We start from the raw sequence: 25,430 nt of genomic DNA on the forward strand, positions 1-25,430 counted from the left end.
GGCGGGTCGGTGCGGGCGGACGTCGGGGGGTCATAAGCCGGATCCCGGAGCCGTTGTCATGCCGGTGGCGTCACCTCCAGCGACAGGCGGTCGAGCGGGCTCTGGGGCGCCCGGATCGTATGGGTGGCGACCTGCGTGTAGCGCGCCGTCGACGACGGATTATTTTGCCCGAGCAGAACCTGGATGATCCGGATGTCGATTCCGTTCTCCAGAAGATGTGTCGCGAAGCTGTGGCGCAGCGTGTGCAGCGTGACGCGCTTGGTCAGGCCCGCAGCCTTGACCGCCGAGCGGCAGGCGGCATGCAACACGGTCGGATCAATCGGGTGACCTTCGTCACGCCCAGGGAACAGATAAAGCCGCGGCCGGGCGAGCCGCCAGTAGGTGCGCAGGATGCCGAGCAGTTGGGACGACAGCATCACGTTGCGATCCTTCGCGCCTTTGCCGTGGCGCACCTGGATGACACCGCGGGTGCTGTCGATGTCTTCGATCCGCAGTCCCCCGACCTCGGAGGCCCTGGGGCCGGCCGCATAGGCGGTGGTGAGCGCGGCGCGGCTCTTCAGGCTCGACACCGCCTCGAGGAACTGCACCACTTCGTCGGCGCTGAGAACGACCGGCAGCTTGCGGGGCTCTCGCGCATAGGGAATGCGCTCCGGGATGAGCGCCTCGCCGAGCGTGACGCCGTAGAAAAACCGTAGCGCACAGACGATGATCTGGTTCAGCGCCGGCCATGAGATGTCGGTCGAGACCAGATGCACCTGGAAGGCCCGGACGTCTTCCAGCTCCAACCGCTCAGGCGATCGGCCGAAATAGCGGCTGAACTTCGAAACCGCGCTGATGTAGGATCGCTGCGTCGCCGGCGACAGATTGCGGACTGTCATATCCTCGATCATGCGGCGGCGAAGAGGGCTCAAATCGGCCATCTCAATACCCTGTCTGAGGGGGGCTCCAACACCCACATCCTCTCCGCCAGGAGGCGATCTACGCCACCTCGCCACGCACGCTGCGACAGCGGCTTCGTTCAATCCCAAATCGATTCGGTCTAACCCCATCCGGCTTTAGGCCGCACAATCCGCGAAACGTCCTAACCGCGCTTGCATCGATGTCGGCGCGCCGCAGCTTGGCCGTCAGGCCATGACGGCTCCAGAACACGCGCACCAGCACACATCACACGAGCAGCGTAATAGCCTTGAAGAAGCCTCCCTCCTGATGTCCGTGTAGGGATGGGTGGCGTCGAGATCGAGGATGATCTGCAGGCCTCAACAATGCGAGAAATGCGCGCTACGCTCAGGAGAGGCCATTGCGGCACCCGCTGAGCTGTGCGTTATAAACAGAACGCTGCCATTGTAGCTCAGCGCTCAGTTGCAGGCAGCAAACCAATCAGCGCTTTAGCCTCGGACTTCAGCACTTCAACGGCAGATTTCCGAGCATCTGCATCAAAGCGAGTGCGAATGGCGGAGACTGAGAGCGCGCCCCGCAATTTGCCATAGACATCGATTACGGGCACCGCTGCGGCCGCAACCTCAGGATCACGCTCGCCGATCGAGACGTAGAAGCCACGATCTCTGATCTTCTTTCCACCAGCTAATGCAAAATCGCGGTAAGCGGTAAGAACGCGGCCCGCAGCGCCGCGATCAATCGGCAATCGTTGTCCTTCTTCGAGGTGATGCCGGACGGAACGCGGAGAATTAACGCGATAAAGGCAAATGCGCTCGTCGCCCTCCGCGATGTAGAAGGATGCGGTCTCTCCGGTTGCTTCGACCAGACGATGGAGCGAGGGTCTGATCAGGTCACCGAGGTCCAGCCCACGCTGATAGAGCGCCCCAAGGCGCCATAGCTCCGGTCCGGGTCGAAATAGCCGGTCGGTCCCCCGCACCAGGAATCCGTCCGCTTCCAGGGATGCGGCAAGGCGAAGGACCGTGCTCTTGTAGAAGTCGGTCGCCTCGGCAATCTCGGTCAGCGTCATGGCTGCGCGCTCAGCGCCGAAGGCCTTGAGGATCGCCAGGGCGCGCCCGACCGCATCAACCCCTGTCTTTGCCATTGATACATTCCTCGTGTTCTGTCCTGCAGAACAGATATCCAGAATGGATAGAAAGTCCAGTATTCAAATGCTCATCTGGGTTCTATGTTACAGAATGCAATTGACTCCGGATGTAGCGCCAGTTACCTGTTTTGAGGCTTAGAACAGGTTCTGCGGAGCGAAACAATGGAAGGGCAGCCGGCACTTGCCGTCGACCTGCGCGACGTAATGATTCGCTTCGGCGACTTCACCGCCGTGAAGAGCATGAACCTCCAGGTCGGCGAAACCGAATTCGTTGCAGTGGTCGGGCCGACCGGCTGCGGAAAATCGACCATTCTCAATACTGTCACCGGACTGCTGAAGCCGGCCGCCGGCGAGGTTCGCATTTTCGGCAAATCGCTTAGGGGCCTGAACGGTCAGTCCGGCTACATGCTGCAACAGGAAGGGCTGCTGCCCTGGAAAACCGCCCAGGACAATGTCGGCCTCGGGCTCGTGTTTCAGGGAAGCTCGATCGCAAAGGCGCGCGAGCAGGCGCGGCCCTGGCTCGCCAAGGTCGGCTTGAAGGGGTTCGAGGAGCGCTATCCGCATCAATTATCCGGAGGCCAGCGCAAGCGCGTTGCCATGGCCCAGACCCTGATCATGGAGCCGAAGATCGTCCTGATGGATGAGCCTTTCTCCGCGCTGGACGTTCACACGCGCCGCCTCATGCATCGCATCCTGCTCGAGCTATGGCAGGCGGACCGGCGCTCCCTCGTCTTTATCACCCATGATCTCGATGAGGCGATCGCGCTGGCGGACCGCGTCGTTGTGATGTCTGCCGGTCCTGCCAGCTGCATGGTTGGCGATGTCAGGATCACGCTGTCCCGTCCACGCGACGTCTTGGCACTCCAGACCACGGATGAATTCGTCGCGCTCTATCGTGAAATCTGGTCGCTGCTCGGCGCCGAAGTGGAGAAAAGCTATGCGCAGGGGTAAGGTTGCTCTCACGCAGTTCGCCATCGTCCTCGGTGTGATCCTGATCTGGGAACTGGGTGTGAGGGTCGGGCTGATCGATCCTTTCTTCTTTCCGGCACCATCGACGCTTGTCGCAAGAATAGGCGAGTGGATGTCAACATCGGACTTCTGGACCGATGTTGGGACAACACTGCTGGAGACGGTGCTGTCTTTCCTGGTTGGGATCGGGATCGGCACCGCGCTTGGTATCTGGCTCGGCTTAAGCCCGTTTGCGGCCGAGGTGGTCCAGCCCTTTATCAAGATGTTCAACGCGATCCCCCGCATCTTGCTAGGACCCATCTTCGTCATCTGGTTCGGATTGGGGCTCACCTCCAAGGTCGCGCTCGGGGTAACGCTGGTCCTCTTTGTCGCATTCTTCAACACGTTTCAGGGGGTCCGCGAGGTCAATCCGGTCGTGCTCGCGAATGCCCGCTTGCTGCGTGCATCGAAGTCCTCGCTGCTGCGCCACGTCTACCTGCCGTCCGCCACCACGTGGATCCTGTCGAGTCTGCGGGTATCTGTCGGCATGGCCGTGATGGGAGCGGTGGTCGCCGAATATCTCGGTTCGTCCGCAGGATTGGGGCACCTGATTGCGCAGGCCGAGGGCGTCCTTGATGCCACCGGTGTCTTCGCAGGGATCATCGTCCTCTCCGCCTTCGTCATCGCGCTCGATGCCATCGTCGACCGGGTGGAAAAGCGGCTGCTGGTCTGGCGGCCGGCACCTGCCCACGAAGTTTGATCGTAGCGCTCCCATTCTCACGAAGGTTCCCATGCACGCTTTTCCGAGACTGATGGTGGTTATCGCGGCAGCTGTATTGCCGCTCATTTCAGCGCATGCCGCCGAGCCCGAGAAGACAAAATTGAAGATCGCAGTGGGATCACAGATCCTCAACTATATGCCTCTCGAGCTTGGTGTGAAGCTCGGTTCGTTTAAGGACCAGGGCCTTGAGGTGACCGTCGAAAACTTCCAGGCCGGTGGTTCGAAGGCTTTGCAGGCGCTGGTCGGCGGTTCGGTGGACGGGACAGTCGGCTTTTACGATCACACCATTCAGATGCAGGCGCAGGGCAAACAGATTTCCTGCGTGTTCCTGCTCAATGACATTCCCGGCGTGTTGCTCGGTATCCGCAGCGGCCTCGCTGACAAGGTCAAGTCCGGTGCCGACCTGAAGGGCCTCAAGCTCGGGATCACGGCGCCGGGGTCATCGACCGACACCATGGCGCGCTACTACATCAAGAAATCTGGGTTGGGTCCGCGCGACGTGAACATTATCGCGGTCGGCAGCGGGGCACCCGGTATGGTGGCACTCGAGGCCAGGAATATCGACGCGCTCGTCTATTTCGACCCGATTGCGACCCTTCTCGCGCGCAAAAAGAGTGCGACGCCGCTGTTCGACGCGCGCACACTCGAAGGCTCAAAACAGGCCTTTGGCGGAATCTATCCGACCGCCTGTCTCTACCTGCAGCAGACTTTCATCGACAAAAATCCAGAAACGGTCCAGCGCCTCGTCAACGCCTTGCTCAAAACCCACCGCTGGATCAACACGGCGTCGACGGAACAACTCGTCGACGCGATGCCTCCTGCATACAAGACCGACAATCGCGAGGTGAACATCGAGATCATGAACGCGTCGAAAGCGCTGTTCTCGCCAACAGGTCAGATGGACATCGAGGCGGCCAAGATCCCGCTGGCTGTCCTAGGCGACTTTGATCCGAAGATCGCAGCCGCAAAGATCGACCTGATCAAGACCTTCACGAATCGATTCGCGGAACGTGCTGCGCAGCAACTGAAATAAGTTGCGTACTAAGCGCTCGCTATCGGATCACCTACAAGAAGGCTCTTCAGATGTCTCTGCCGCTAACCGGTATCCGCGTTCTCGACCTGTCAAACGTGTTGGCGGGTCCGTTCTGCGGTTACCATCTTGCGCGCCTTGGCGCGGAGGTCATTAAGGTGGAAAATCCGAACGGCGGCGACCTGGCGCGGCGCCTCGGCGCGGATCCGCAAAGAGCGGAGCGCCTGCAGGGACTCTCGTTTGTCGCTGTGAACGCCGGCAAGCAATCGATTGCACTGGACCTGAAATCGGAAGCGGGCCGCGAGGTGTTCTTGCGACTGGTCAAGGAAGCCGACGTGGTGCTCGAAAACTTCCGGCCGAAGGTGATGGAACGCCTTGGCCTCGGCTTTGATGTGCTTGTCAGGCTGAACCCGCGTCTGGTCTACTGCGCGATCTCCGGCTTTGGGCAGAGCGGACCGTGGTCCGCCCGTCCGGCCTATGACCAGATCGTCCAGGGTCTCTCCGGAGCCATGAGCGTCACCGGCGATATAGCCTCGGCTCCCCTGCGCACGGGCTTTCCGATCTCGGACACGATTGCGGGACTGACTGCTGCGTTTGCTATCGCCGCGGCTCTGGTCGACCAGCGGCATAGGCAACGGGGTCGGTTCATCGACGTGTCCCTGCTCGAGGCCACCATTGCGGCGATGGGATGGGTCGTCTCCAACCACCTGAACGCCGGGATCGAGCCGCAGCCCATCGGCAACGAGAACTTTACCGCGGCTCCCTCCGGCACGTTCCGCACCGCAACGGGCCCGCTGAACATTTCCGCCAACGAGCAGAAGCAGTATCAAGCCCTATGCGACCTGATCGACCGACCGGACCTGAAGACGGATCCACGCTTTGCTGGACGCGAGATGCGCAAGGTGAACCGCGCTACGCTGAGCGCGGAGTTGAACAAGGCATTGAGTTGCAAGCCCGCTGAGGAATGGGAGGCCCAAATGAACTTGGCTGGTGTCCCTGCCGGCCGTGTGCTGACGGTCTCGCAAGTGTTGCAGCAGCCACAGGTCGTTGAGCGCGGATTCATCGAGACTTTGGCGCCAGAACAAGACGATGCGCAGCCGTTACGAATCACGCGGCCGGGGTTCCGGCTGGATGAGGAGTTTTCGGTGCCTTCACCACCTGCGACGCTCGGAGCAGACACTGAGCGATGGCTGCAGCGGCTCGGCTATTCGTATGCGGAGGTTGAGCAATTAGTCTCAAGCCGAGCCGTCGGGAGGCCAAAGCAAGGAGAGGCTGATTTCCTGCCCGTCCGCGCAGCCACGGACGGACCGATATCATGACATCCGACGGCTTGCGTCGGTTGGCAATCGGCAGGTTGAAAGGACGGAAGCGGAAATGAGCGAAGAAGAACTGAGACAGCAAGCGGCCAGTTGGTGGCGAACCTCCATTTGCGATATCGCGCCAGGTCGCATCGCCTATCGGGGTTATCCAATTGAAGATTTGATAGGCCGCGTTTCTTTTCCCGCCATGATTTGGCTGATGTTACGTGGCAATCTGCCGACGCCAGCACAGGAGCAGCTGCTGCAAGCTGCGCTGGTTGGATCCGTTGACCACGGTCCGCACGCGCCCTCCATTGCAATTGCCCAAATGGCGGTGAGCTGCGGCCTGCCCCTGAATGGCGCAATGGCCTCGGCAATCAACACGCTCGATGACGTGCATGGCGGAGCAGGGGAGCAGGCTATCGAACTCTACGAGGATGTGCTGCGACGGCGCCAAGGGCGAGAGATCGAGCAGGCCGCTGGCGCTGCAATCGACCATTTCACCGCAACCCGCAGCAAATATCTGCCGGGCTTTGGCCATCGGTTTCATCCAGTCGACCCGCGCGCGGCCCCGCTATTGGCGCTGGTGGATGCCGCAGCTGACGAGGGCAGTGTCGGCGGCGATTATGCCAAGGCCGCTCGCGCGATCGAGCGGGTGATGCAACAGCGCAAGAGCAAGCTCATTCCGATGAACATCGATGGCGCGACCGCGGTCATTTACGGCGAACTGGGCTTCGCCTCTCCGCTCGCGCGGGGGGTCTTCTGCTTGTCGCGCGCGGTCGGAATCCTGGCTCACGCCTGGGAGCAAACTGGGCGCAACGATCGCAACAAGGGCCCGATGCCCAAGCAGTTCGGCTACAAATACGAGGGCCAGCCGCGTCGCAGGCTCGAAGGCGCATCATGAGCATCTCGAAAACCCGCCCAAGCTGATGGAGGTTAGCGTGTTCTCGTCGATGCCGGCGGAGTTTCGTCGCCCGGCTGTTTCTTCGGAATGGGCAGACGCGAACCGCGGGGCATATCCAGTAGATTGTTTCATCGAGGGACCGTCGTTCGACCAGTCCGGGAATCTCTATGTCGTCGACATCCCCTTCGGCTGCATTTCCGGATTTCACCGGAGGGCGTCTGGTCTTTGATCATCGAATACGACGGCTGGCCGAACGTCTGAAGGTTGCTCCGGACGGCCGGGTGCTCGTGTCCGACTATATCAACGGTCTCCTGGAGCTCGATCCACAGAGAGGGACCATCCGACCGTTGCTGGGCCACCGCAATTCCGAGTCCTTCAGAGGCTGCAACGACCTGCATATCGCGACCAAAGGCGACATCTATTTCACCGATCAGGGCCAGACTGGATTGCACGATCGGACCGGCCGGGTATTTCGACTTTGCCCTGACGGCCGGATCATTGCTTGATTTCTAATGGCCCGGGCCCGAATGGCCTGGTGCTCAGTTCGGACGAGACCGGATTGTTCGTTGCAATGACGCGCGACAATAGCATCTGGCATGTACCGCTGATGCGTGATGGCGTGGGGCAAGTCGGACGATTCAGCTGGTTCTTCGCGACGAGCGGTCCTGACGGACTGACGGTCGATCAAAAAAGGGCGGCTCTTTGTCGCGCATGATTCCCTCGGCCCACGTTTTCGTATTGGCGCTAAACGGCGAAGCGGTCCGCTTGCATCCAGTCCTGCGCATGGGGGAGCTGCACGAATGTCGTATTGGACGCGGCACTCGGCACATTGCTCATTACGGAATCCTCTACCGGATCAGTGTGATGGCTGATCTCGCGCACCTTCCTCGAAATTCGCCAGCAGGAGTGGCAAGGTGGTGCGGAATCCTTTCACGCGCCGGTCCGCCGCACCAAGATGCAGGAAATGAGTCTGGTAGACGACTGGCTGGCCAGTTGCCGAGAGAATGTAATTGGTGACGAATGGATGGCGTTTGTGTGGGTGATCTCAAGCCAGAGCCAGTAAATCGCACTGCATGGGAAGCGCAAACGAACGATTCGTAAGGCTGGGTCGGGCTTCGCCCGCGACGGGCCGCAGCCGACCTGTCGCCTTTTGGTCGGGCGGGTCGCGGTATCGCTTCCCACAATGCAGAATGATTGATCGCTGATATTTTTGAACGTTCTCGCCAAGAAGGCCGAAGAGGTAACCGCTCGCGGTGGGAGTCAGCACCGCATCAGCGTCAAAGGTTCTCGATCATGCTGGGCCGCGACGCACGCGTGAAGCGTTCGTTTTGAGAAGCAACAAGCCCAGGATTGACTGCGTGAAGGATTTTGCCGATAGCACGCTAGCCCAGGAGCGCTTTAAGTGTGTGGCGCAGAGGTCGTACCACTGTCAGAGCCTCTTGCGCGCGCGCAATCCTCCAACCCGATATCCCCTCTCCTCGTAGAAGTGGCGTACCCGTTCTAGGGCCGGATAGCCATCCGGAGGCAACGCAACCTCAATCATCTGCCAGCCGCGTCGCTTCGCCTCCGAATCTACCGCCTCGAGCAGATGCCGACCGCAGTCAGAGCTGCGGAAGTCACGAGAAATCCATAGCTCCTGAAGCACGCCGTACGCTCCGGCTGCTCTCACGGCCTGTACGGCCGAGATGCTAGCTACCCCTACAATCTGCCCGGTGCCTTGTTCCTCGACGACAAAAATGAAGCCCTGCCCGGGATCCTGAATCAGGCGCAACGCCGCCTGCTTCGCGCCTCGAAGGCTGAACTCCGGTCCGAGGCCACCTAACTCGGAAAGTAGCTCTTCGACCGCTTTTGCGACCGCGTTCTCATCTCCTGGCACGCTCTTGCGCAAAGCCGTGCCCGCGCTGGACGTGCCTCGCCCTTCAGCGCCAACACGAACACCTGACCGAGCCCTCTGGAGGAAATTCATGCTCAGGAGGATACAGAAAACGCAATTGAGAGCAACTATCTGGCTCGGTAGGAAGCAGCACGTCCACACTCACTATAGGCAACAGAGCTGAGGTAATTGCAAGCCATTGCCGTTCTCAGAATCGACTGCGGTTTGAGCAGCTGCGAACTCATGATGGGCTGCCTTCGATTGGAAAACAATCACCAAACGGCACACGCCGGTCATGTCGATCAAACGTTCGTAAGAGTGATTGCCGATCGTCGCTCACGAACTACTCTATTCAATAAATCGTGCGCCACGATGATCGCAGCGCCATAGAGCGTCAGCTCGGTCCGTCCGAAGGAGAGATTCCCACCTCGCGTACGACATCGTACAAAGTTGCGCGAAGCGCGACAGGTATCATACGCGTGCGCCCGATAAAATCGTCTGAGCAAGATCGCGAAAGATTTTGCACACTAATGCACTATCTTAAGCTTATCTCGAACAATCGAAAGATATTGGGAAGCACAGCTTGTTTGGACCTTCGCTCCTCGTTTAAGGCACCGTCACGGAACGGGAGTGGTTGCGATGGAACATGGGCAGGCCGAACTGGTCGGAGGGAAACCTGTAATCTTCGGGCAACGTAAGGTGCGGCCGCGGGCATGCCTGGCCGTCGGCAAGCGGCATCTGCGCGCCTTTCTACGGGATGTGCTGGAGGATATGGGATTTGTTATCAGCGAATGCAGGACTGCTGACGAGTTGCCGCATGTACTCCGCACGGAGTTCCCTGATCTGATCCTGCTCGGCATTGGCTCGGACCGCATCGAGCCTGGACGATTGCTCGAGATACTGGTACGCGAAGAATTCGCAGGCCGAGTGCTGGCGTTCGGAGCGCGCGAGTCGATCATCATGGCGGCAGTGCAGCAGGTCGGCAGTGAATATGGACTTGCTATGCTGCCGCCGCTCAGGGCGCCGTTTGCAGCCGAGACGTTGCGCGATCGGATCGGCATGCTCTTGCCAAGAGAGCCGGCGCCCCGTCCCGCGGTCCATGTCGGAGAAGCCTTACACGCTGGCTGGCTTGAGCTCTGGTATGAGCCGAAGTTTGACGCGTGTACCCTTAGCCGCCGCGGCGCCGAGGCGCATGTGCGAATGCGGCACCCGACCTGGGGCGTTGTTCCACCGGCCTATTTCATCCCGGAACCTCACGATCCGCATTTTAGGAACTTGTCGCAGTTCGTGATCGACCGCGCGATCAAGGATTGGCAGTATCTTCTGGAGCAGCAAACTTCGATCGATCTCTCCATCAATCTCCCGGCAGCATTCCTGATTGACCCGCAGGCGGTACGCGATCTCTGTCGGCGCATGCCGTCGCACGCCGCTTTCGGCGGTTTGACGATTGAAATCGAGAGCGTGGAAGCGATCCAGAACCTAGATCTCCTGGTCGAGGTTGCGCGTGAGGTTCGCTTTCACAACATTGGCCTTGCAATCGACAATGTCGGTGCCAATTGGCCGCAGCTGATGGGGATGACAAAATTCCCGTTCATGAAATTGAAAGTGGATCGTCAGTTCGTCGGCGGCTGCGCGAATGGGCCCCTCAAGCGAACGGTGTGCCGCCATATCGTCGATCTAGCCAAAGAGTACAATGTGCGCACCGTCGCCGAAGGTGTGCAGAGCCAGGCTGACCTAATCGCTGTGGCCGAACTCGGCTTCGACCTTGCGCAGGGCCATCTGTTCGGAAAAGCCATGCCACTGAAGCAATTTGCACAGTCATCTTTCAACCCTGCTCCAGCTCGCCTAAAATAGTTGCGAGTGGCTGAGTGCGGCCAAGCGACGCTCACGAGCACCGCCATGCCTACTCGGCACCAGGCATGAGGCTGAGTGCAATTCGGTCTGCAGGGCCAGTGTCGCTCGTCCCGCCGCCACTTCATTTCCCTCCGAAGCTTGTTATACCACAAGCCCGTTTTGGCAAGCCTCCAGCGAGTCCTCCGCGCAGCTAGCGTTGCAGCCATGAGCGAGGCTTGCACAAACCTCCAGTCGGGGTGTGTGACCGGAGGTTTGCCGAGATCCAACGTAGACCTGCGTCCGTTGGCGGTTTTTTGTCGCCGCCGGTTGAGGAAGCGTCAGCCTCGCTTGCCCCCGCGCTGACGTGCCAAACAAACCGACGGATGCTTCCAGCGTCAAGTCGCGACTGACTCTCGCAAGAGGGCCCGAGGGCTCGTAGCCTGAAATTGAAGCGACCTGTTGCTGTCGCAGATGCAACATGGTCTCAGACCCGGGACAGCCGAATTGGGCAAATTGCCCAACATTGAGCGCGTCTGCGTTTGGCACGGCATTTGAAAGGGATCGCCCATGGCATCGCTCGCCTAAGGAGTCGGAAGGCATGGCTTACAAGATCGTCGCTTCGCAATGCACCGTTTGTGGCGCATGTGAGTTCGAGTGTCCCAACGCGGCGATCAGTCTGAAGCGCGACATTTACGTTATCGATGCCAAAAAATGTACGGAGTGCGAGGGCCATTGCGACACGCCGCAATGCGCGGTGGTCTGTCCGGTCCCTGACACCTGTGTCCCGTCCAAGACAGGATAGGCAGCCCGCGACCAAAAGGCCTCATCGCTCGATTTCGCGAACGAAGTTGTAGATGTGGGACCTTGAGGAGACCACGACCGCATGGGGCGCATCGAGGTCGATTAACATCGTTATGAGCTTAAGACGCTGAGCGACTCCGAGGAACCCCTCAAAGGGCTCTGTCGGAGGACACCGTCGAAATTGTCACGAACAAGGACAAGGCCCTCGATGCTCAGTGGCCGCGTTAAGGCCTATCGTCGCTGGCCGCGAGTCGAGGCGAGGCAGACCGGCGTCGAGCGGCCACGGACGCATCGAAGCCGGCGCAAAAGTCGCTCAGCACGTGAACACCTAGTGCACCGAGAAGATCATCTTGGCCAACCTCACGGAGGCGGACGACCTCGTGCCTGGTCGCGGGCCCGCCGAACACCAAGGAGCCGACCTGATCATCCGTGCGGTCCTGGAGCAATCCGGCTTTCGAAATTTCTAGGGAGCCTCGTGGGCTGTGACCAAACGGATGCCGGCCGAGGATGATCGCACCTTCCTGACGCGCAGGTTCGAAAAGCTGCTGACGGAAAAGGTCGCCTCCTCGCGATCACACAGATACCGAAAGCGGCCCGGGTTCGTTCCGGTGGTGGAGCTCAACCGTTACGCGAGCAAGGAGCGAATGCATTTCACAAGCGGAGCCTCCACAGATCCGGGCGTGTTCACCAGGCCGCAAGCAAGACCGTCGTACCCGCCTAGTGCGCTCGTAATCGCTTGGGCAATATCGCAGCGAGAATCGGTAGGTTGACGCATCGATCCTCGTGCGCATAATTCAAGCCGTCGCGGTCTCCGGATTTCGTTTGATCCGGAGCTAAGAGGGAAGCCGGTGCAATGCCGGCGCTGCCCCCGCAACTGTAAGCGGCGAGCCGCTGTCCAACGAAGTCACTGAAGCCATGCGGCTTCGGGAAGGCCGGACAGCAGCGACGACCCGTGAGCCAGGAGACCTGCCTCGACAACATATCGTCCACGGGCGGGGCGTCCCGGTGTGCGCCAAGCAGTTGTCGCTCACGCGATGTTCGCTGTCTGCGTCCGCCATGGCCTTTGCCCCAACATGGGGTCTAAGCTATGTCAATCCTTTCGCTTCCCGTTGCCACACTGGGGACGTCACGCATCGGCCCACGACGCGAACTCAAATTCGCGCTCGAGAGCTACTGGGCGGGAAAATCCAGCGAAGCCGAGCTCCTCGAGGCGGGGAGTGGACTTCGTGCCGCTAATTGGGCACGGCAGAAATCCCGCGGTGCGACCGTCATTCCTTCGAATGACTTCTCGCTCTACGACCATGTGCTCGATACCAGCCTAATGGTCGGCGCCATTCCCGACGTTTACGGCTGGAACGAAGGTCCTGTGTCGCTCAAAACCTACTTCACCATGGCGCGTGGCGCTCAAGACGGTGGTCACGCTCAGTATGGGCCCGGCGTAGCCGCACAGGAGATGACGAAGTGGTTCGATACGAACTACCACTACATGGTGCCGGAATTTCACCAGGATCAGATCTTTACGTATGCCTCTCGGAAGCCGATCGAGGAATATGAGGAGGCAAGAAGCCTCGGCTATCAGACGCGGCCCGTCCTAGTGGGCCCAGTCACTTTCCTGAAGCTCGGCAAAAGCGTGAATCCCGCATTCAATCCGCTGTCGCTGCTTGATCGCCTCCTCCCCGTCTATGTCGATGTTCTCCGCGAACTAGCCTCGCGCGGCGCTGAATGGGTTCAGCTCGACGAGCCATGCCTAGTGATGGACGTCGACGAAGCATCTCGGGCGGCTGTCCGCCGGGCCTATGCTCATTTCGCTAAGGCCGTGCCGGCCCTTAAAATCATGCTGGCCACATACTTCGGGGCTGTCGGCGACAATCTTGAAACAGTCTTGGCCTTGCCCGTTGCCGGGCTTCATGTCGACCTGGTTCGTGCACCTGACCAGTTGGACGCGATTGTCGCCAGAGCCCGTAGAGATCTCGTGGTCTCGCTCGGTGTCGTTGATGGTCGCAACGTGTGGCGCTCTAATCTGCCGGCGCTACTCGACCAACTTGCTCCTATAGTCAAAAAACTGGGCAGGGACCGTGTTCAGATTGCCCCCTCCTGCTCGCTGCTTCATGTTCCGACCGACATTGAGCTAGAGATCGATCTCGATCCCAATCTGAAGACGTGGTTGGCGTTCTCAGTGCAGAAGATCAAGGAACTTTCGATATTGGGCAAAGCGCTGGCTGGCTATGCTGCCGACGTGGCCGATGAACTCACGCTCTCAGAGGATGCATCCGTCACCCGCGAAACATCGCCGAAGATCCACAGTGCGAACGTCGCCGGACGAATGGCCGAGATCGACGATAGCATGCGTCGCCGTCGCAGTGCGTTCACCCAGCGCGCCAACGTCCAGCGCGTCGCCTTCGCATTGCCGATGTTTCCAACCACAACCATCGGATCCTTCCCGCAGACGGCGGACGTCCGCAATGCGCGTGCAGCTCATGCGCGGGGAGCGATGAATGACACGCAGTACGAGCAGCTTCTGAAAGCGGAGACAGCCCATACCGTGCATTGGCAGGAAGATATCGGCCTGGACGTGCTCGTACACGGTGAGTTCGAGCGCAATGACATGGTTCAATACTTTGGCGAGCAGCTGTTGGGTTTCGCATTCACCAAGCACGGCTGGGTTCAGTCTTATGGCTCGCGGTGCGTTCGTCCTCCTATCCTGTTTGGAGATGTCTCCCGCCCGAAGCCCATGACCGTTAAATGGTGGCGACATGCGCAGTCTCTGACCAAAAAACCCGTCAAGGCTATGCTGACCGGACCGGTGACGATCCTGAACTGGTCGTTTGTCCGTGACGACATCCCGCGGAGCGAGACATGCCGACAGATCGCTCTCGCGATCCGAGACGAGGTCATCGACCTTGAGGCAGCTGGAGCGACCATGATCCAGATCGACGAGGCTGCGTTGCGGGAGGGACTGCCGCTGCGAAAATCGCAGTGGAAGGACTATCTCGATTGGGCAGTGGACAGTTTCCGTGTTTGCTCCTCCGCTGTCGCTGACGGAACTCAGATCCATACGCACATGTGCTATTCCGAGTTCAACGAAATCATCGACGCGATCGCAGCAATGGATGCCGACGTCATTTCAATCGAGGCGTCGCGCTCCAAAATGGAATTGCTCGACGCTTTCAAGAGCTACAAATATCCTAATGAAATCGGGCCTGGCGTCTATGACATTCATTCACCGCGCATTCCCGCAGCAGCCGAGATCAAGCAGCTGATTGTGTTGGCGCGGCAGCGGGTTTCCGATCGGCAGCTCTGGATCAATCCCGACTGCGGACTGAAAACTCGAAGATGGGAGGAGGTGCGTCCCGCGCTCGTCAATATGGTGGCCGCCGCACGCGAGTTGCGGGCCGAGGCATGATCGTACGGAGCGTGTCGCCAACGTATCTGTGAATAAGATGAACGCGCTTTGGGAGCTCGCGATATCCTTGCGAGCTTCCAAAGTGTCCAGCGCCTGCGAATGCCGGTTTGCCCCGGCGGAGCTGATCGCATACAGCGGCGATAAGCTCGAATCCGGCGGACGACAGCATGCCGGCCATACCGATTAGGTGACATATTCCAAGTCACTTACGCCCGACGCGAACCACGGTCGTATCGCTTCATTTATCCATCGCGTGGATGCGTCCCATCACAACAATCTATTTTACCGCGCTTGCGGAATTTCATACGTAATTGGCGCCTTCGCGGTCTTCGGGAAGATTTGCTGGTATTCGGCGCTGCCAAATACTGGTCGCGTGACGGCAAACTGACGGTTGAGTTTCAAGGCTCGGCAGTCAAACCGCCTGCGCGATGCATCCCAGCTCCATCAAGGCGCTGCCCGTGCCAACCGGACAGCTGGCAAGTGGTGAGCAAGTCCTGAAGTTTACGACAGGAGCGGAAGGCAAGCGGCTCGCTAAGTAGTGCAGATCGATATCCGCTTCTCCTTGTTTGACGGCGAATGCCCTCGTCGTAAGTCGATCGCCGGTAGTCCTCCCTACCGACGAAAGCTGGAACGATGCGGAAAGCAGCGTCGCTCCCGCGTGACTTTCGCCCGGCCTCGCGTTGAGGCCGGGCGGTTTTTTATGTGCCTGCTTATCAGTGACAGCAGGGAATCATTCATTTTGGCGTCATTGCGCGACCCCGGGTTCTTGGAGCGCATCTGTTGCTGTTCGGCAGGGAATGAGGCCGGTGCTGCTAAGGCTATCTGTCTATTGAAGGCTTTGGTGTCGTGTTGGTGCGCGTCGGCAGTATCGGATATTCGATCTTAGGCAGCCGACCGGTCAGCGAATTCAGAAATGAGACAATGTCGTTTTCCTCTCTATCGCTAAGCTTGGTGCCGAGCTGGATTTCACTCATCAGGGCAACAGCTTGCTTCAGGCTCCAAACGTGTCCCGAATGAAAGTAAGGGGCTCGCAACGCGACGTTTCGCAATGGCGCCGCGCGGAAGACATATTCGTCGCCGACCGCCCTGGTGACCGCAAACCGGCCCTTGTCGGCGTCCGGAAGCACGCTTGCGTCCGGCTTTTTCATCACGCCGAACGGGAAGTAGGCCTGTCCACCGAGATTGATACCATTGTGGCAAGAGGAACATCCCTTCGCCATAAACAGTGCCAACCCTGACTTCTGCTGATCATCGAGAGCATGTGTATTGCCCTCCAGATACTGATCGAATGGAGCCGCAGGTGTAATGAGAGTCGCTTCAAAAGCCTCGATCGCCTTCGCAAAATTTTCAAAGGTGACCGGTCTCGCTTCGTTCGGAAAAGCGTTGTTGAACAAGACGACATAGCCGGGCATTGAGTTCAAGAGACCGAGCACATGATCTGGAGTCGCATTCATTTCGGCACTCGCCTGCACAGGGCCGGTGGCTTGCGCCTTGAGGTCCGCGGCGCGTCCGTCCCAGAATTGCGCCGCATTGAACACTGCGTTGTAGACGGTTGGGGCCCGACGTAGGCCGACCTTCCAGCCGTGACCAACGGAGGTCGGACCGGCATCGACTCCGCCGGTGCCGAGATTGTGGCACGTATTGCAGCTAATGACCCCGCTCGCCGATAGCCGCGGATCGAAGAACAGCATCTTGCCAAGCTCGACCTTTCCATGCGTCACCGGATTGTTTTTTACCGCAGGAATGACCGAGGGGATTGGATGGAAGATTTGCTTGGCGTTTCTCATCAGATCATCGTCGGCGTTAGCTCCTGACGACATCAGCAGCCCAATAGCTAAAATAGATGCTTCAGCGACAAGCCGAAGCTCCGGGATCGACTTGTTCATACTCCGCCTCATTAGTTCTGATTGTTAAACAAGGAAACAGTCGAAAGCGATGCCACGCGTTCCTCGACGGTCCGGCGCAGCATGCAGCGGATCGTCTGAAGCGAGGCTGCATCAAAATGTACGACTTTGAGGAGCTCGCCGCCGGCGTTCACGCACGGGCTTGAGGGGCTTACGTGATTCGCGAGTTCGCTTTGAGCTTAGATCGCGGCCTTTCTGTTGGTTGATCAGCCTAGCGCCTCAACGTTCGGCGTGATGGTCCATCTGACAACAACAAGTGTGCCGCAAGCAGTAAGCTGTCCGGTGGCCGCATCGGTGCTCCATCAAGCGATTGGGTGGCCAATACCCTCCCGCAAAATTGATGTATCCGTCTTACTCCGCTGGCCGGGCTCAGCGCTCACGGTGTCATTGGACAATTAGCAACTGCGATGCCAGTTGCGTCCGAGATGCAAGTTGTTGATTTAGTTGTAGAACGGGTCCGGACGAACAAACAAAGTCTGATGTCTTGGTGTGATCACTACATTCAGTGTCACAGATGCCACAAGCGCCAGGCCCGGCTAGAGGTGATCGTAGATACTATTGTGGTGAGGTTCGCTTGCTAGCTTGCCGGCCGCACGCGGGAACGGCGGTAACAAGACCTACGCAGCTGGGCGAGACACTGAGAGGCGCCCGGCGGTGCGCATCGTTCACGATTTCGCCGAGCCCAGCCGACTGAGGCCTCTCCGACTTATATCCAGGCCGCTCTGGCGCGCCGTCACCACGAAGCCCGGCTCGTTTGTAAGGACGAGCCTCAGAACCGAACATGGCTTGTTTCAATTCCACCTGAGGTTCGCTGGCATGGCAATTGCCGTGCTCAAGTCTGAAAGGCGCGGCTGCCCAGAGTTTGACGGTGCGACCGTCCGATTAATCGCTACTCCAATTCGACAGGGACTGGCCTGACCCCTGATCCGGCGGGTGTTGGTTGGATTACCTAGTCGGCCCACTCACGGGCTGCTGCTAGCTTTTGAAATCCTGCGGGCTGAGGGCGAAATAAGCTGAACTTCTGCAGGAGCAACCGCTACTTCGTGCTCTTGCGTTGAAAGACGCCGATACAAGAGGACACGTTGGGAGGAGATCGTGACATCATGTCCGCGGATGGCCCAAGTCCTGAGATCTATCGGCGTGTTAGCGAGGAAGGACGTGATTGAGCACTCGTCCATGGCTGGTTTAAGTTGGATACGGTATCCGTGATGGCTTCGATTGACGAGCGCTTGAATGAGATCAGATCTGTACGGAATGACATTTGGCGTTGTCGCAGAAGGCTTCAAAGCGAGCTAGATGATCTCCAGCGTAAGATGCTCGAAGAGCGTCTGCTTGAGCGGCAGTCTGCCTTTGAACGGCTCGTCTCGGCCACATTTCCTTTTACATTGAGATTGTGAAGCAAAATTTCGGGACCTGTGCCGCGGGAGCATTCCGCGTTAAATAGCGTCCGCTCACAGAGCGCCTGCGCCTGGGTCAGGAATGTAGCGCTCCGGCGCCGCGGGCCGTCGCGCCCCTCATGGCCGCCGCCGACCTGAAAAGCTCGGCCCATAGCCTTGGTTCACCGACGTGCTGCCCGCTGCGCACCGATAATGAAATCGTTCCGGCCCCATCCAAGGGCACTGCCGGGGGATACCGCTCGCCTCGCTTCTGCGACACCGCAGTCACCTGAGTAACGTTGATCCGGCAGAGCGATCGAAGGAGCTTGAATCGCCCGTAGCGTCAGATTGTACAGAGCAGGGAACGATATTTCAGATCAGGTGCAGTCGAATGATAAGACCCGCTCTCGCTTTTGTACTATGTTCCGCTCTCGAGTGGATCGGGCTAGGCATGGGGGCGGTTGCGGAAACTAGGCGGTACGCGTGCACGATCACTGCCGCCGATCGAGAGCCGGCCGGAGTTCGGAATGAGCGGGTTATTCTCACCGTTCAATATGGCTGCCGGATCGCAGGTGGTCTCTTGACCGACGCGGGGATCACAGCAGTGTCAGTCAGCGAGTGGGCTGCTGACAAAAGGACATACTTGGCCTCCATGGAATTTCACCACGCGCTGGAGGGAGTTGCACTTGGGCAACTCTCCGAGGCGACCGACTTCTCTAGCATGGAAGGCGAGCAAGACATTGGGGTCGCAACTTCCGGCACGACAGTTTTCACATTCGCATCTGGTTCATTGGCCGACCTTTCAGGGAAGACCCTTAAATTCACGACAAAACCCGCCGGCCTACGTAGCTTCGAGTTGGAGTTCACAGATTGGCCAGAATCTCTTCTATGGAAGTGACGCGTGTCTTACGCTGAATTCCGCAGGCTCCATACTCTTAAGCACACATATATGTGCTCCCCGGCCTATATATGCGGTTCCCCAAGACGAGCACACCCGCAACAGGTTAAGCCAAAACTCCGAAGACACTCGAGCGCGGTAGAGCGTTCAAATTGACCTTCACGCGGTCCGATCAGCAGCTCTTTTGGCCGCCGATCCGCATATGGGACGATCTGGCCTCGCATGGCAGCGCCTGCGCGACACGGAACCTATCAACACGGAATAAACGCAGCTCGATCATGAGCACGAAGAAGAAGTTGCCGGCCAACCGCCTCCCGAACGCCGACGAGTACCAACTCAAGGCAGCCCTCATTGTACAACTGAAGCGGTTGATGGCGGAGCGGGAGATCACTCAAGACCGAAGCCGCGAAGCTCGTCGGCGTGAAGCAGCCCAACATCTCCAAGCTGCTTCGAGGGCAGTTCAAGTTGGTTTCCGTGGAAAGCTGCTGCGCATGCTGGCGGCGTTCGATCAGGACGTCGAAATAAAGGTAAAGCCACATCGGAAGCGTGGCGAAGGGGGCCGGATCACGTTTATTCGGGCCTAAGAGCTGCCGAAACGGAGGGTTCATGACATCTAACCCGACGGCGGCAAAAGCGCTCATGAACTCACCCTGCAGTGCCCGATCTGCAATCGAGATTCGGCTGACTGAATCCTTCGCCCCCGCTGTTCTCGCCGAGACCCGCCAGCATTTCCAGGACCAACTGGGAAGGACGCGAAGTCGCCCGAGAGACCGAAGCGCTTCAGCAGGAGCGCGAGAAGCTCAAAAGGGAAGATTAACGGGTCGAACGCTAGCTCGTGAACCGGCGCGGCGGCTTAGTGCAGCAGCCAACTCGTCCCTACAGAAGCGAAAGGTGCGCGAGGCAGAGCGATCGATTCGGAGGGGATGATCTCCGCTTGCTCGACGGGCATCTTCCATCCAGAGGGCAGACATCGTTGGAGCGGGATCCCGGCTGGAGTCTTCGCCAGCCCAAGTACCGAATGCCGTGACATGGCGTCCAATGCTGATTTCGAGGACAATCGGCCCTGACACGGAGAATCAATTTAGCTGAGCGCGGTCAAGCGAATGACGACGTTCAGGATGGCCCCAGGCGTAGTGATGCCGAACCTAGAAGGCGGTGATGGTTGGGAGAAGGTACCAAGTGGGATCAGTCCAACCAGCCCAGCGGACATGCTGATCAAAGCGGAAAGCGCGACGATGGCAGCGATGAGTCCGATCCCGAACTGCCGGTGCTCGGTCATGTTCAAGGTGAGCGATTGGGCGATACTTTCTTCGTCCCTCCCTCGAGCTTCAATGCGGCAAGTAACCGATCTTTGGCGGCGCGATTTTCGAAGTGGAGCCGTTCATACTCCTCGCGAAGCGCGGCATCGACGAACAGGGTCCGTCACGGAAGCCGAAGCTGATCATCTTGAAGAACGCCGCCGCCGACCCCTGGGCTTTCGAGATCGCTCACGCCCGATGGCCGGTTCTAACGTGAACTTCTCCTCCATCTCATTCAGGACGCAAAATGACTGAAACAACCGCGAGAAAGGCGAGAGCAGCAATTGATCCGGTCCGGACACGTCCTCCCTGTGGGTCGTCCGCATAGCTTCCACCCTGGATTTTCGGGTCGATGCTGGTCCCGTAAGCCCAGCACGAAATATAAACCCTCAGAATGGCAACCTGAATAATTTCAGGATTTGCATTCGACAGCGCCGTGATGGGTATGTCCTTGAGCGCAAGTCCCACGAACCCAAGCGCTATTATCCCGTAACAGTGGTGATGCACCAATTTACAAGCGTTGCAATGCGTGAAATCCGCACCTGAGCACTTCGCTCCGAGGTCTTGGCCCTTTTTACCATAAATTACCTAGGCAAGAAAAATACCGTTCAAGTGGACCATCGGCATGCTGTTCTGCAAAAATGCTGGCGGAGCGCGTTAGCAAAACTGGTTTCAATGGCGATTGATATACCAAGCAACGGAGGTAAGCGTAAGGAATCGATCCTGTTCTGGAACGAGAAAGGATAAATCCACCAGTGGTCCGCATTCGACCTGCCCTATCTCGACTGCCGACACTTGCGAAGCTGCCGGCCTTTCCGTGAATCCGTTCAAACTGTCTGACGCGTCAGAATCCGATCTTCCCCTTCGTCGAACTACGCCGAACGCAAAAACCTGCAGATTGTTTGATGCGGAAGCGCCCTGTGTCGTAGCCGGCAAATTCGAATCTGGGCAAGCCCAAGGTGACCGTTTGCGGAGTTTAAGCTACCGCGCTGCTTGGGAATTGATCAGCTTACGTGCTCTCCACGGCGTCAGCTGTTCGCCCCTCCGAGCGCGCCTCTCCACAGTATCAAATAAAAGAACGCCGGAGCGAGAGACCACACGGAAATGGAAGAGGACTGCTGCTGGGCAACTGAGTTCTTGTGGAGACATCTGCAGCAGGTGGTGGAGCGCTCGATGCGATTCTTGCTCGAGGTAGGATCGCGAGCACGATGGGCGCATCTAACCCCGCTGAAACCGCTTCGAACGGATGGTGTTTGCGATCTCTGGATCGGCGCGTACGAAGCAGGCTGCGCATCGGAGTGACGTCGGCGCGGCCAGACTCCAGCCACGCCGCTGGTGGAGAGCGTAACCGATTGTTTTGTTTCAGACAGGGCGTTGCGGCTACGCTTGTCGGCGGCAGACAGGGTCAGGTTTATAACAATCCGCATCCGGCAGCTATCTAGCTCTATAAACGTTGCTTTTTCTTTTCGACCGGCGCTGGCACACTCGTTGCAGACCCCTGCGCAGGAGGCGGCTGTTAGTCCTTTGCATCCCGTGCACAGGGACATGCCCCGTGATCGCACGCGAGTGAATAAAGAGGCCGATATGACCAACCGCTGGAGAGCAGGCATGACTTCACCGAGAAGCGTCATGGTCATCGATAGACAGCGTCACACATGGCGCTCCTAACCGCTCAGCCGAGATGAGCTACCGCTGCGGCATGAACGTCGCGAAGTTGCGATCGGTAGGACCGCCCACGCAGATTGCACGCTTACCTGAACGCCGGATCGGAAAATCCGTCGGTCTACCGCAAAAGCGTCGCTTCTTGTTGAGACCACAATCGAAAAGGAAACCTGTATGAGCCGAGCACCTACCCAAAGCGTTGCAGAGATCAAGGCGCGCAACAAGCAGCTAATCGATGAGGTGTTGACGGTCTACCCCGAGAAGACCGCCAAAAGGCGCGCCAAGCATCTCAGTGTTCACGAGGCGGGGAAGTCGGATTGTGGCGTCAAGTCGAATATCAAGTCCATTCCCGGCGTGATGACCATCCGCGGCTGCGCCTATGCGGGCTCCAAGGGCGTGGTCTGGGGACCCATCAAGGACATGATCCACATCAGCCACGGTCCGGTCGGCTGCGGTCAGTACTCGTGGGGCTCGCGGCGCAACTACTACGTCGGGACGACCGGCATCGACACGTTCGTGACACTGCAGTTCACCTCCGATTTTCAGGAGAAGGACATCGTGTTCGGCGGCGATAAAAAGGTCACGAAACTCATCGATGAGCTCCAGGAGCTATTTCCTCTCAACAGGGGCATCACCATTCAGTCCGAATGTCCGATTGGCTTGATCGGTGACGATATCGAGGCGGTCTCCCGAGAAAAATCGAAGGAATATGGCGGCAAAACCATCGTGCCTGTGCGGTGCGAGGGCTTCCGTGGCGTGTCGCAGTCGCTCGGCCATCACATCGCGAACGACGCCGTTCGGGATTGGATCTTTGACAAGAGCGTCCCAGAGACCAGCCCTAAATTTGAGCCGACGCCATATGATGTTGCGATCATCGGCGACTACAACATCGGCGGCGACGCATGGTCGTCACGAATCCTGCTGGAAGAAATGGGCCTACGCGTCATCGCCCAGTGGTCCGGGGATGGATCTCTCGCTGAATTGGAGGCGACGCCGAAGGCAAAGCTCAACATACTGCATTGCTATCGCTCGATGAACTACATCTCACGGCACATGGAGGAAAAATTCGGGATTCCCTGGTGCGAGTACAACTTCTTCGGTCCCTCCAAAATCGCGGAGTCGCTGCGAAAAATTGCAAGCTTCTTCGATGACAAGATCAAGCAAGGCGCCGAACGCGTCATCGCGAAATATCAACCGCTTGTCGATGCTGTGATCGCGAAATACCGGCCGCGGCTTGAAGGCAAGACGGTAATGCTGTTCGTCGGCGGCTTACGTCCTCGCCACGTCATCGGCGCCTATGAGGACCTCGGCATGGATGTTGTCGGCACGGGCTATGAGTTCGGGCATAACGATGACTACCAACGCACCGCCCAGCACTACGTCAAAGATGGCACGCTGATCTACGACGATGTCACCGGCTACGAATTCGAGCGCTTCGTCGAAAAGATCCGGCCAGACCTGGTCGGCTCCGGTATCAAGGAAAAATACGTCTTCCAAAAAATGGGTGTGCCGTTCCGCCAAATGCATTCCTGGGACTACTCGGGTCCTTACCACGGCTATGACGGCTTCGCGATCTTCGCCCGCGACATGGACATGGCGATTAACTCCCCGATCTGGGGGAAGACCACGGCGCCTTGGAAGGACGCTCCGCAGCCGAGCCTCATGGCCGCGGAATAGGAAGTCGACCCCGGGCCGTTTCTTTCCGCAGAGGAGGGGAAGGGCAGGAGAACGAACGCAAGAACCCAAAGAGTGCTATGATGACACAGAACGCCGAACACATACTCGACCACTCCGAGCTTTTCCGGGGAGACGAATACCAGCAGATGCTGGCCAAGAAGAAGGCGCTATTTGAGAATCCGCATGATCCCGCCGACGTCGATCGCATCAAAGAATGGTCCAAGACGTCCGAGTACCGCGAGAAGAACTTCGCCCGCGAGGCGCTAACCGTTAATCCGGCGAAGGCTTGCCAGCCGCTGGGTGCGGTGTTCGCCGCCCTCGGGTTCGAGCGCACACTGCCGTTCGTCCACGGCTCACAGGGCTGCGTCGCGTATTATCGCAGCCATCTGTCACGGCACTTCAAGGAGCCGACCTCGTGCGTCTCCTCGTCCATGACGGAAGACGCGGCCGTGTTCGGGGGGCTTAACAATCTTACGGACGGGCTTGCCAACAGCTATAGCATGTACAAGCCGAAGATGATCGCGGTCGCCACGACCTGCATGGCGGAAGTCATCGGCGACGACCTCAATGCCTTCATCAAAACATCAAAGGAAAAAGGTTCAGTCCCAGCGGACTACGACGTACCATTCGCTCACACTCCTGCGTTCGTCGGCAGCCACGTTACTGGCTACGACAATACGCTCAAGGGCATCCTCGAGCATTTCTGGGATGGCAAAGCCGGCACGGCCCCAAAACTCGAGCGTAAAGCGAACAACACGATCAACTTCATCGGTGGCTTCGACGGCTACACTGTCGGAAACATCCGTGAGATAAAGCGTATCTTCGAGCTGATGGGGATCGGCTACACCATCCTCGCGGATAACAGTGACGTGTTCGATACCCCCACGGACGGCGAGTTCCGCATGTATGATGGGGGCACCACACTAAAGGATGCCGCGAACGCTGTCCACGCCAAGGCAACCATTTCCATGCAGCAATATTGCACGGAGAAGACGTTGTCCTTCATCAAAGGGCACGATCAGGAGGTCGTCGCTTTCAATCACCCGCTGGGCATCAGCGCCACGGACGATTTCCTGATGACACTGTCGCGTATCACCAACAAGGCAATTCCAAATGCGCTGGAGCAGGAGCGCGGGCGCCTGGTAGACGCAATGGCTGATTCTAGCGCGCATGTTCACGGCAAGAAGTTCGCGATCTACGGCGATCCAGACCTCTGCTATGGTTTGGCCGCATTCCTGCTGGAGCTCGGCGCTGAGCCGACCCACGTGCTGTCGACGAACGCGAGTAAGGCCTGGGAGCAGAGGATGCAGGCGCTGTTCGCGAGCTCGCCCTTCGGTAAAAACTGCCGCGCCTTCCCGGGCAAGGATCTCTGGCACATGCGCTCGCTCCTGTTCACAGAGCCAGTCGATTTCCTGATCGGTAACACCTACGGCAAGTATCTCGAGCGTGACACCGGAACGCCGCTAATCCGCATCGGCTTTCCCATCTTCGATCGCCATCATCACCATCGTTATCCAGTGTGGGGCTATCAGGGGAGCATGAATGTGCTGGTCAAGATTCTCGACAAGATCTTTGATGAGATCGATCGAAAGACCAGCTCGGTTGGCAAGACAGACTACAGCTTCGACATCATACGCTAAGGCGAGCTCCCCGCCTCATCGCCCGCAGGAACAGCGGCGCTGCGGCGGGGATCACAGGTTGTC

17 protein-coding genes, 1 pseudogene and 1 riboswitch are annotated in these 25,430 nt (G+C 58.6%); of the genes and pseudogenes, 13 read left to right on the forward strand and 5 right to left on the reverse strand.

Annotated features, from left to right (window positions below; all coding sequences use genetic code 11):
* Positions 1 to 56: 56 nt before the first annotated feature.
* Both AC0L3K_RS20625 and AC0L3K_RS20630 read right to left on the reverse strand, forming a co-directional pair.
* Complete coding sequence (locus AC0L3K_RS20625) at positions 57 to 920, reverse strand: site-specific integrase (RefSeq protein ID WP_473366789.1); 864 nt, start codon at positions 918 to 920, stop codon at positions 57 to 59.
* A gap of 428 nt (positions 921 to 1,348) precedes the next feature.
* Positions 1,349 to 2,038 carry an IclR family transcriptional regulator gene (locus AC0L3K_RS20630; protein WP_456766250.1) on the reverse strand — a complete coding sequence of 230 codons (690 nt, stop codon included), beginning with the start codon at positions 2,036 to 2,038 and terminating at the stop codon, positions 1,349 to 1,351.
* A gap of 165 nt (positions 2,039 to 2,203) precedes the next feature.
* Here AC0L3K_RS20630 and AC0L3K_RS20635 point away from each other — a divergent pair, with 165 nt between their 5' ends.
* The 7 genes from AC0L3K_RS20635 (at position 2,204) to AC0L3K_RS20665 (ending at position 7,717) form a co-directional block, all read left to right on the forward strand.
* Complete coding sequence (locus tag AC0L3K_RS20635; RefSeq protein WP_473366790.1) at positions 2,204 to 2,992, forward strand: ABC transporter ATP-binding protein; 789 nt, start codon at positions 2,204 to 2,206, stop codon at positions 2,990 to 2,992.
* The gene (locus AC0L3K_RS20640; protein WP_259217608.1) at positions 2,979 to 3,749 is read left to right on the forward strand and encodes an ABC transporter permease; all 771 of its coding nucleotides are present in this window, start codon (positions 2,979 to 2,981) and stop codon (positions 3,747 to 3,749) included. The genes AC0L3K_RS20635 and AC0L3K_RS20640 overlap by 14 nt, the downstream gene beginning before the upstream one ends.
* Positions 3,750 to 3,780: 31 nt before the next feature.
* Positions 3,781 to 4,803: an ABC transporter substrate-binding protein gene (locus AC0L3K_RS20645; RefSeq protein WP_259217606.1), complete on the forward strand. Its 1,023-nt coding sequence runs from the start codon at positions 3,781 to 3,783 to the stop codon at positions 4,801 to 4,803.
* A 50-nt stretch (positions 4,804 to 4,853) separates the two neighbouring features.
* Positions 4,854 to 6,119, forward strand: a complete 1,266-nt coding sequence (locus AC0L3K_RS20650) for a CaiB/BaiF CoA transferase family protein (protein ID WP_259217605.1) — start codon at positions 4,854 to 4,856, stop codon at positions 6,117 to 6,119.
* A gap of 55 nt (positions 6,120 to 6,174) precedes the next feature.
* Positions 6,175 to 7,002: a citryl-CoA lyase gene (locus tag AC0L3K_RS20655; protein ID WP_259217604.1), complete on the forward strand. Its 828-nt coding sequence runs from the start codon at positions 6,175 to 6,177 to the stop codon at positions 7,000 to 7,002.
* Between the two features lie 167 nt (positions 7,003 to 7,169).
* Positions 7,170 to 7,508 (forward strand): SMP-30/gluconolactonase/LRE family protein, encoded by a 339-nt coding sequence (locus AC0L3K_RS20660; protein WP_310473285.1) that lies wholly within the window; start codon positions 7,170 to 7,172, stop codon positions 7,506 to 7,508.
* A 65-nt stretch (positions 7,509 to 7,573) separates the two neighbouring features.
* Positions 7,574 to 7,717, forward strand: coding sequence for a hypothetical protein (locus AC0L3K_RS20665; protein ID WP_473366846.1), 144 nt, complete (start codon positions 7,574 to 7,576; stop codon positions 7,715 to 7,717).
* A gap of 714 nt (positions 7,718 to 8,431) precedes the next feature.
* Here AC0L3K_RS20665 and AC0L3K_RS20670 read toward each other — a convergent pair.
* Positions 8,432 to 8,890 (reverse strand): GNAT family N-acetyltransferase, encoded by a 459-nt coding sequence (locus tag AC0L3K_RS20670; RefSeq protein WP_259217603.1) that lies wholly within the window; start codon positions 8,888 to 8,890, stop codon positions 8,432 to 8,434.
* A gap of 624 nt (positions 8,891 to 9,514) precedes the next feature.
* Between AC0L3K_RS20670 and AC0L3K_RS20675 the strand changes: the two genes are divergently transcribed.
* The 3 genes from AC0L3K_RS20675 (at position 9,515) to metE (ending at position 14,912) form a co-directional block, all read left to right on the forward strand.
* Complete coding sequence (locus tag AC0L3K_RS20675; RefSeq protein ID WP_473351044.1) at positions 9,515 to 10,729, forward strand: EAL domain-containing response regulator; 1,215 nt, start codon at positions 9,515 to 9,517, stop codon at positions 10,727 to 10,729.
* Positions 10,730 to 11,306: 577 nt separating this feature from the next.
* Positions 11,307 to 11,510 (forward strand): 4Fe-4S binding protein, encoded by a 204-nt coding sequence (locus tag AC0L3K_RS20680; RefSeq protein ID WP_007600001.1) that lies wholly within the window; start codon positions 11,307 to 11,309, stop codon positions 11,508 to 11,510.
* 787 nt (positions 11,511 to 12,297) lie between these two features.
* Positions 12,298 to 12,497, forward strand: a riboswitch (cobalamin riboswitch).
* Between the two features lie 99 nt (positions 12,498 to 12,596).
* The gene (metE, locus tag AC0L3K_RS20685; RefSeq protein WP_473366791.1) at positions 12,597 to 14,912 is read left to right on the forward strand and encodes a 5-methyltetrahydropteroyltriglutamate--homocysteine S-methyltransferase; all 2,316 of its coding nucleotides are present in this window, start codon (positions 12,597 to 12,599) and stop codon (positions 14,910 to 14,912) included.
* Positions 14,913 to 15,730: 818 nt separating this feature from the next.
* Here metE and AC0L3K_RS20690 read toward each other — a convergent pair.
* The gene (locus AC0L3K_RS20690; RefSeq protein ID WP_473366792.1) at positions 15,731 to 16,798 is read right to left on the reverse strand and encodes a cytochrome-c peroxidase; all 1,068 of its coding nucleotides are present in this window, start codon (positions 16,796 to 16,798) and stop codon (positions 15,731 to 15,733) included.
* Positions 16,799 to 17,200: 402 nt separating this feature from the next.
* Positions 17,201 to 17,338: pseudogene (locus tag AC0L3K_RS20695) on the reverse strand (hypothetical protein); the annotation flags it as partial.
* A gap of 2,030 nt (positions 17,339 to 19,368) precedes the next feature.
* On the opposite strand from AC0L3K_RS20695, the gene AC0L3K_RS20700 reads away from it, so the two are divergent.
* The 3 genes from AC0L3K_RS20700 (at position 19,369) to nifK (ending at position 25,367) form a co-directional block, all read left to right on the forward strand.
* Complete coding sequence (locus tag AC0L3K_RS20700) at positions 19,369 to 19,674, forward strand: XRE family transcriptional regulator (protein ID WP_341850297.1); 306 nt, start codon at positions 19,369 to 19,371, stop codon at positions 19,672 to 19,674.
* 2,550 nt (positions 19,675 to 22,224) lie between these two features.
* A complete protein-coding gene (gene nifD / locus AC0L3K_RS20705; protein ID WP_473265626.1) occupies positions 22,225 to 23,727 on the forward strand; it encodes a nitrogenase molybdenum-iron protein alpha chain in 1,503 nt (500 codons plus the stop codon).
* Positions 23,728 to 23,807: 80 nt separating this feature from the next.
* Positions 23,808 to 25,367: a nitrogenase molybdenum-iron protein subunit beta gene (gene nifK, locus AC0L3K_RS20710; RefSeq protein WP_473366847.1), complete on the forward strand. Its 1,560-nt coding sequence runs from the start codon at positions 23,808 to 23,810 to the stop codon at positions 25,365 to 25,367.
* Positions 25,368 to 25,430 lie beyond the last annotated feature (63 nt).

The organism is Bradyrhizobium sp. MI1.10 (genome assembly GCF_055811035.1).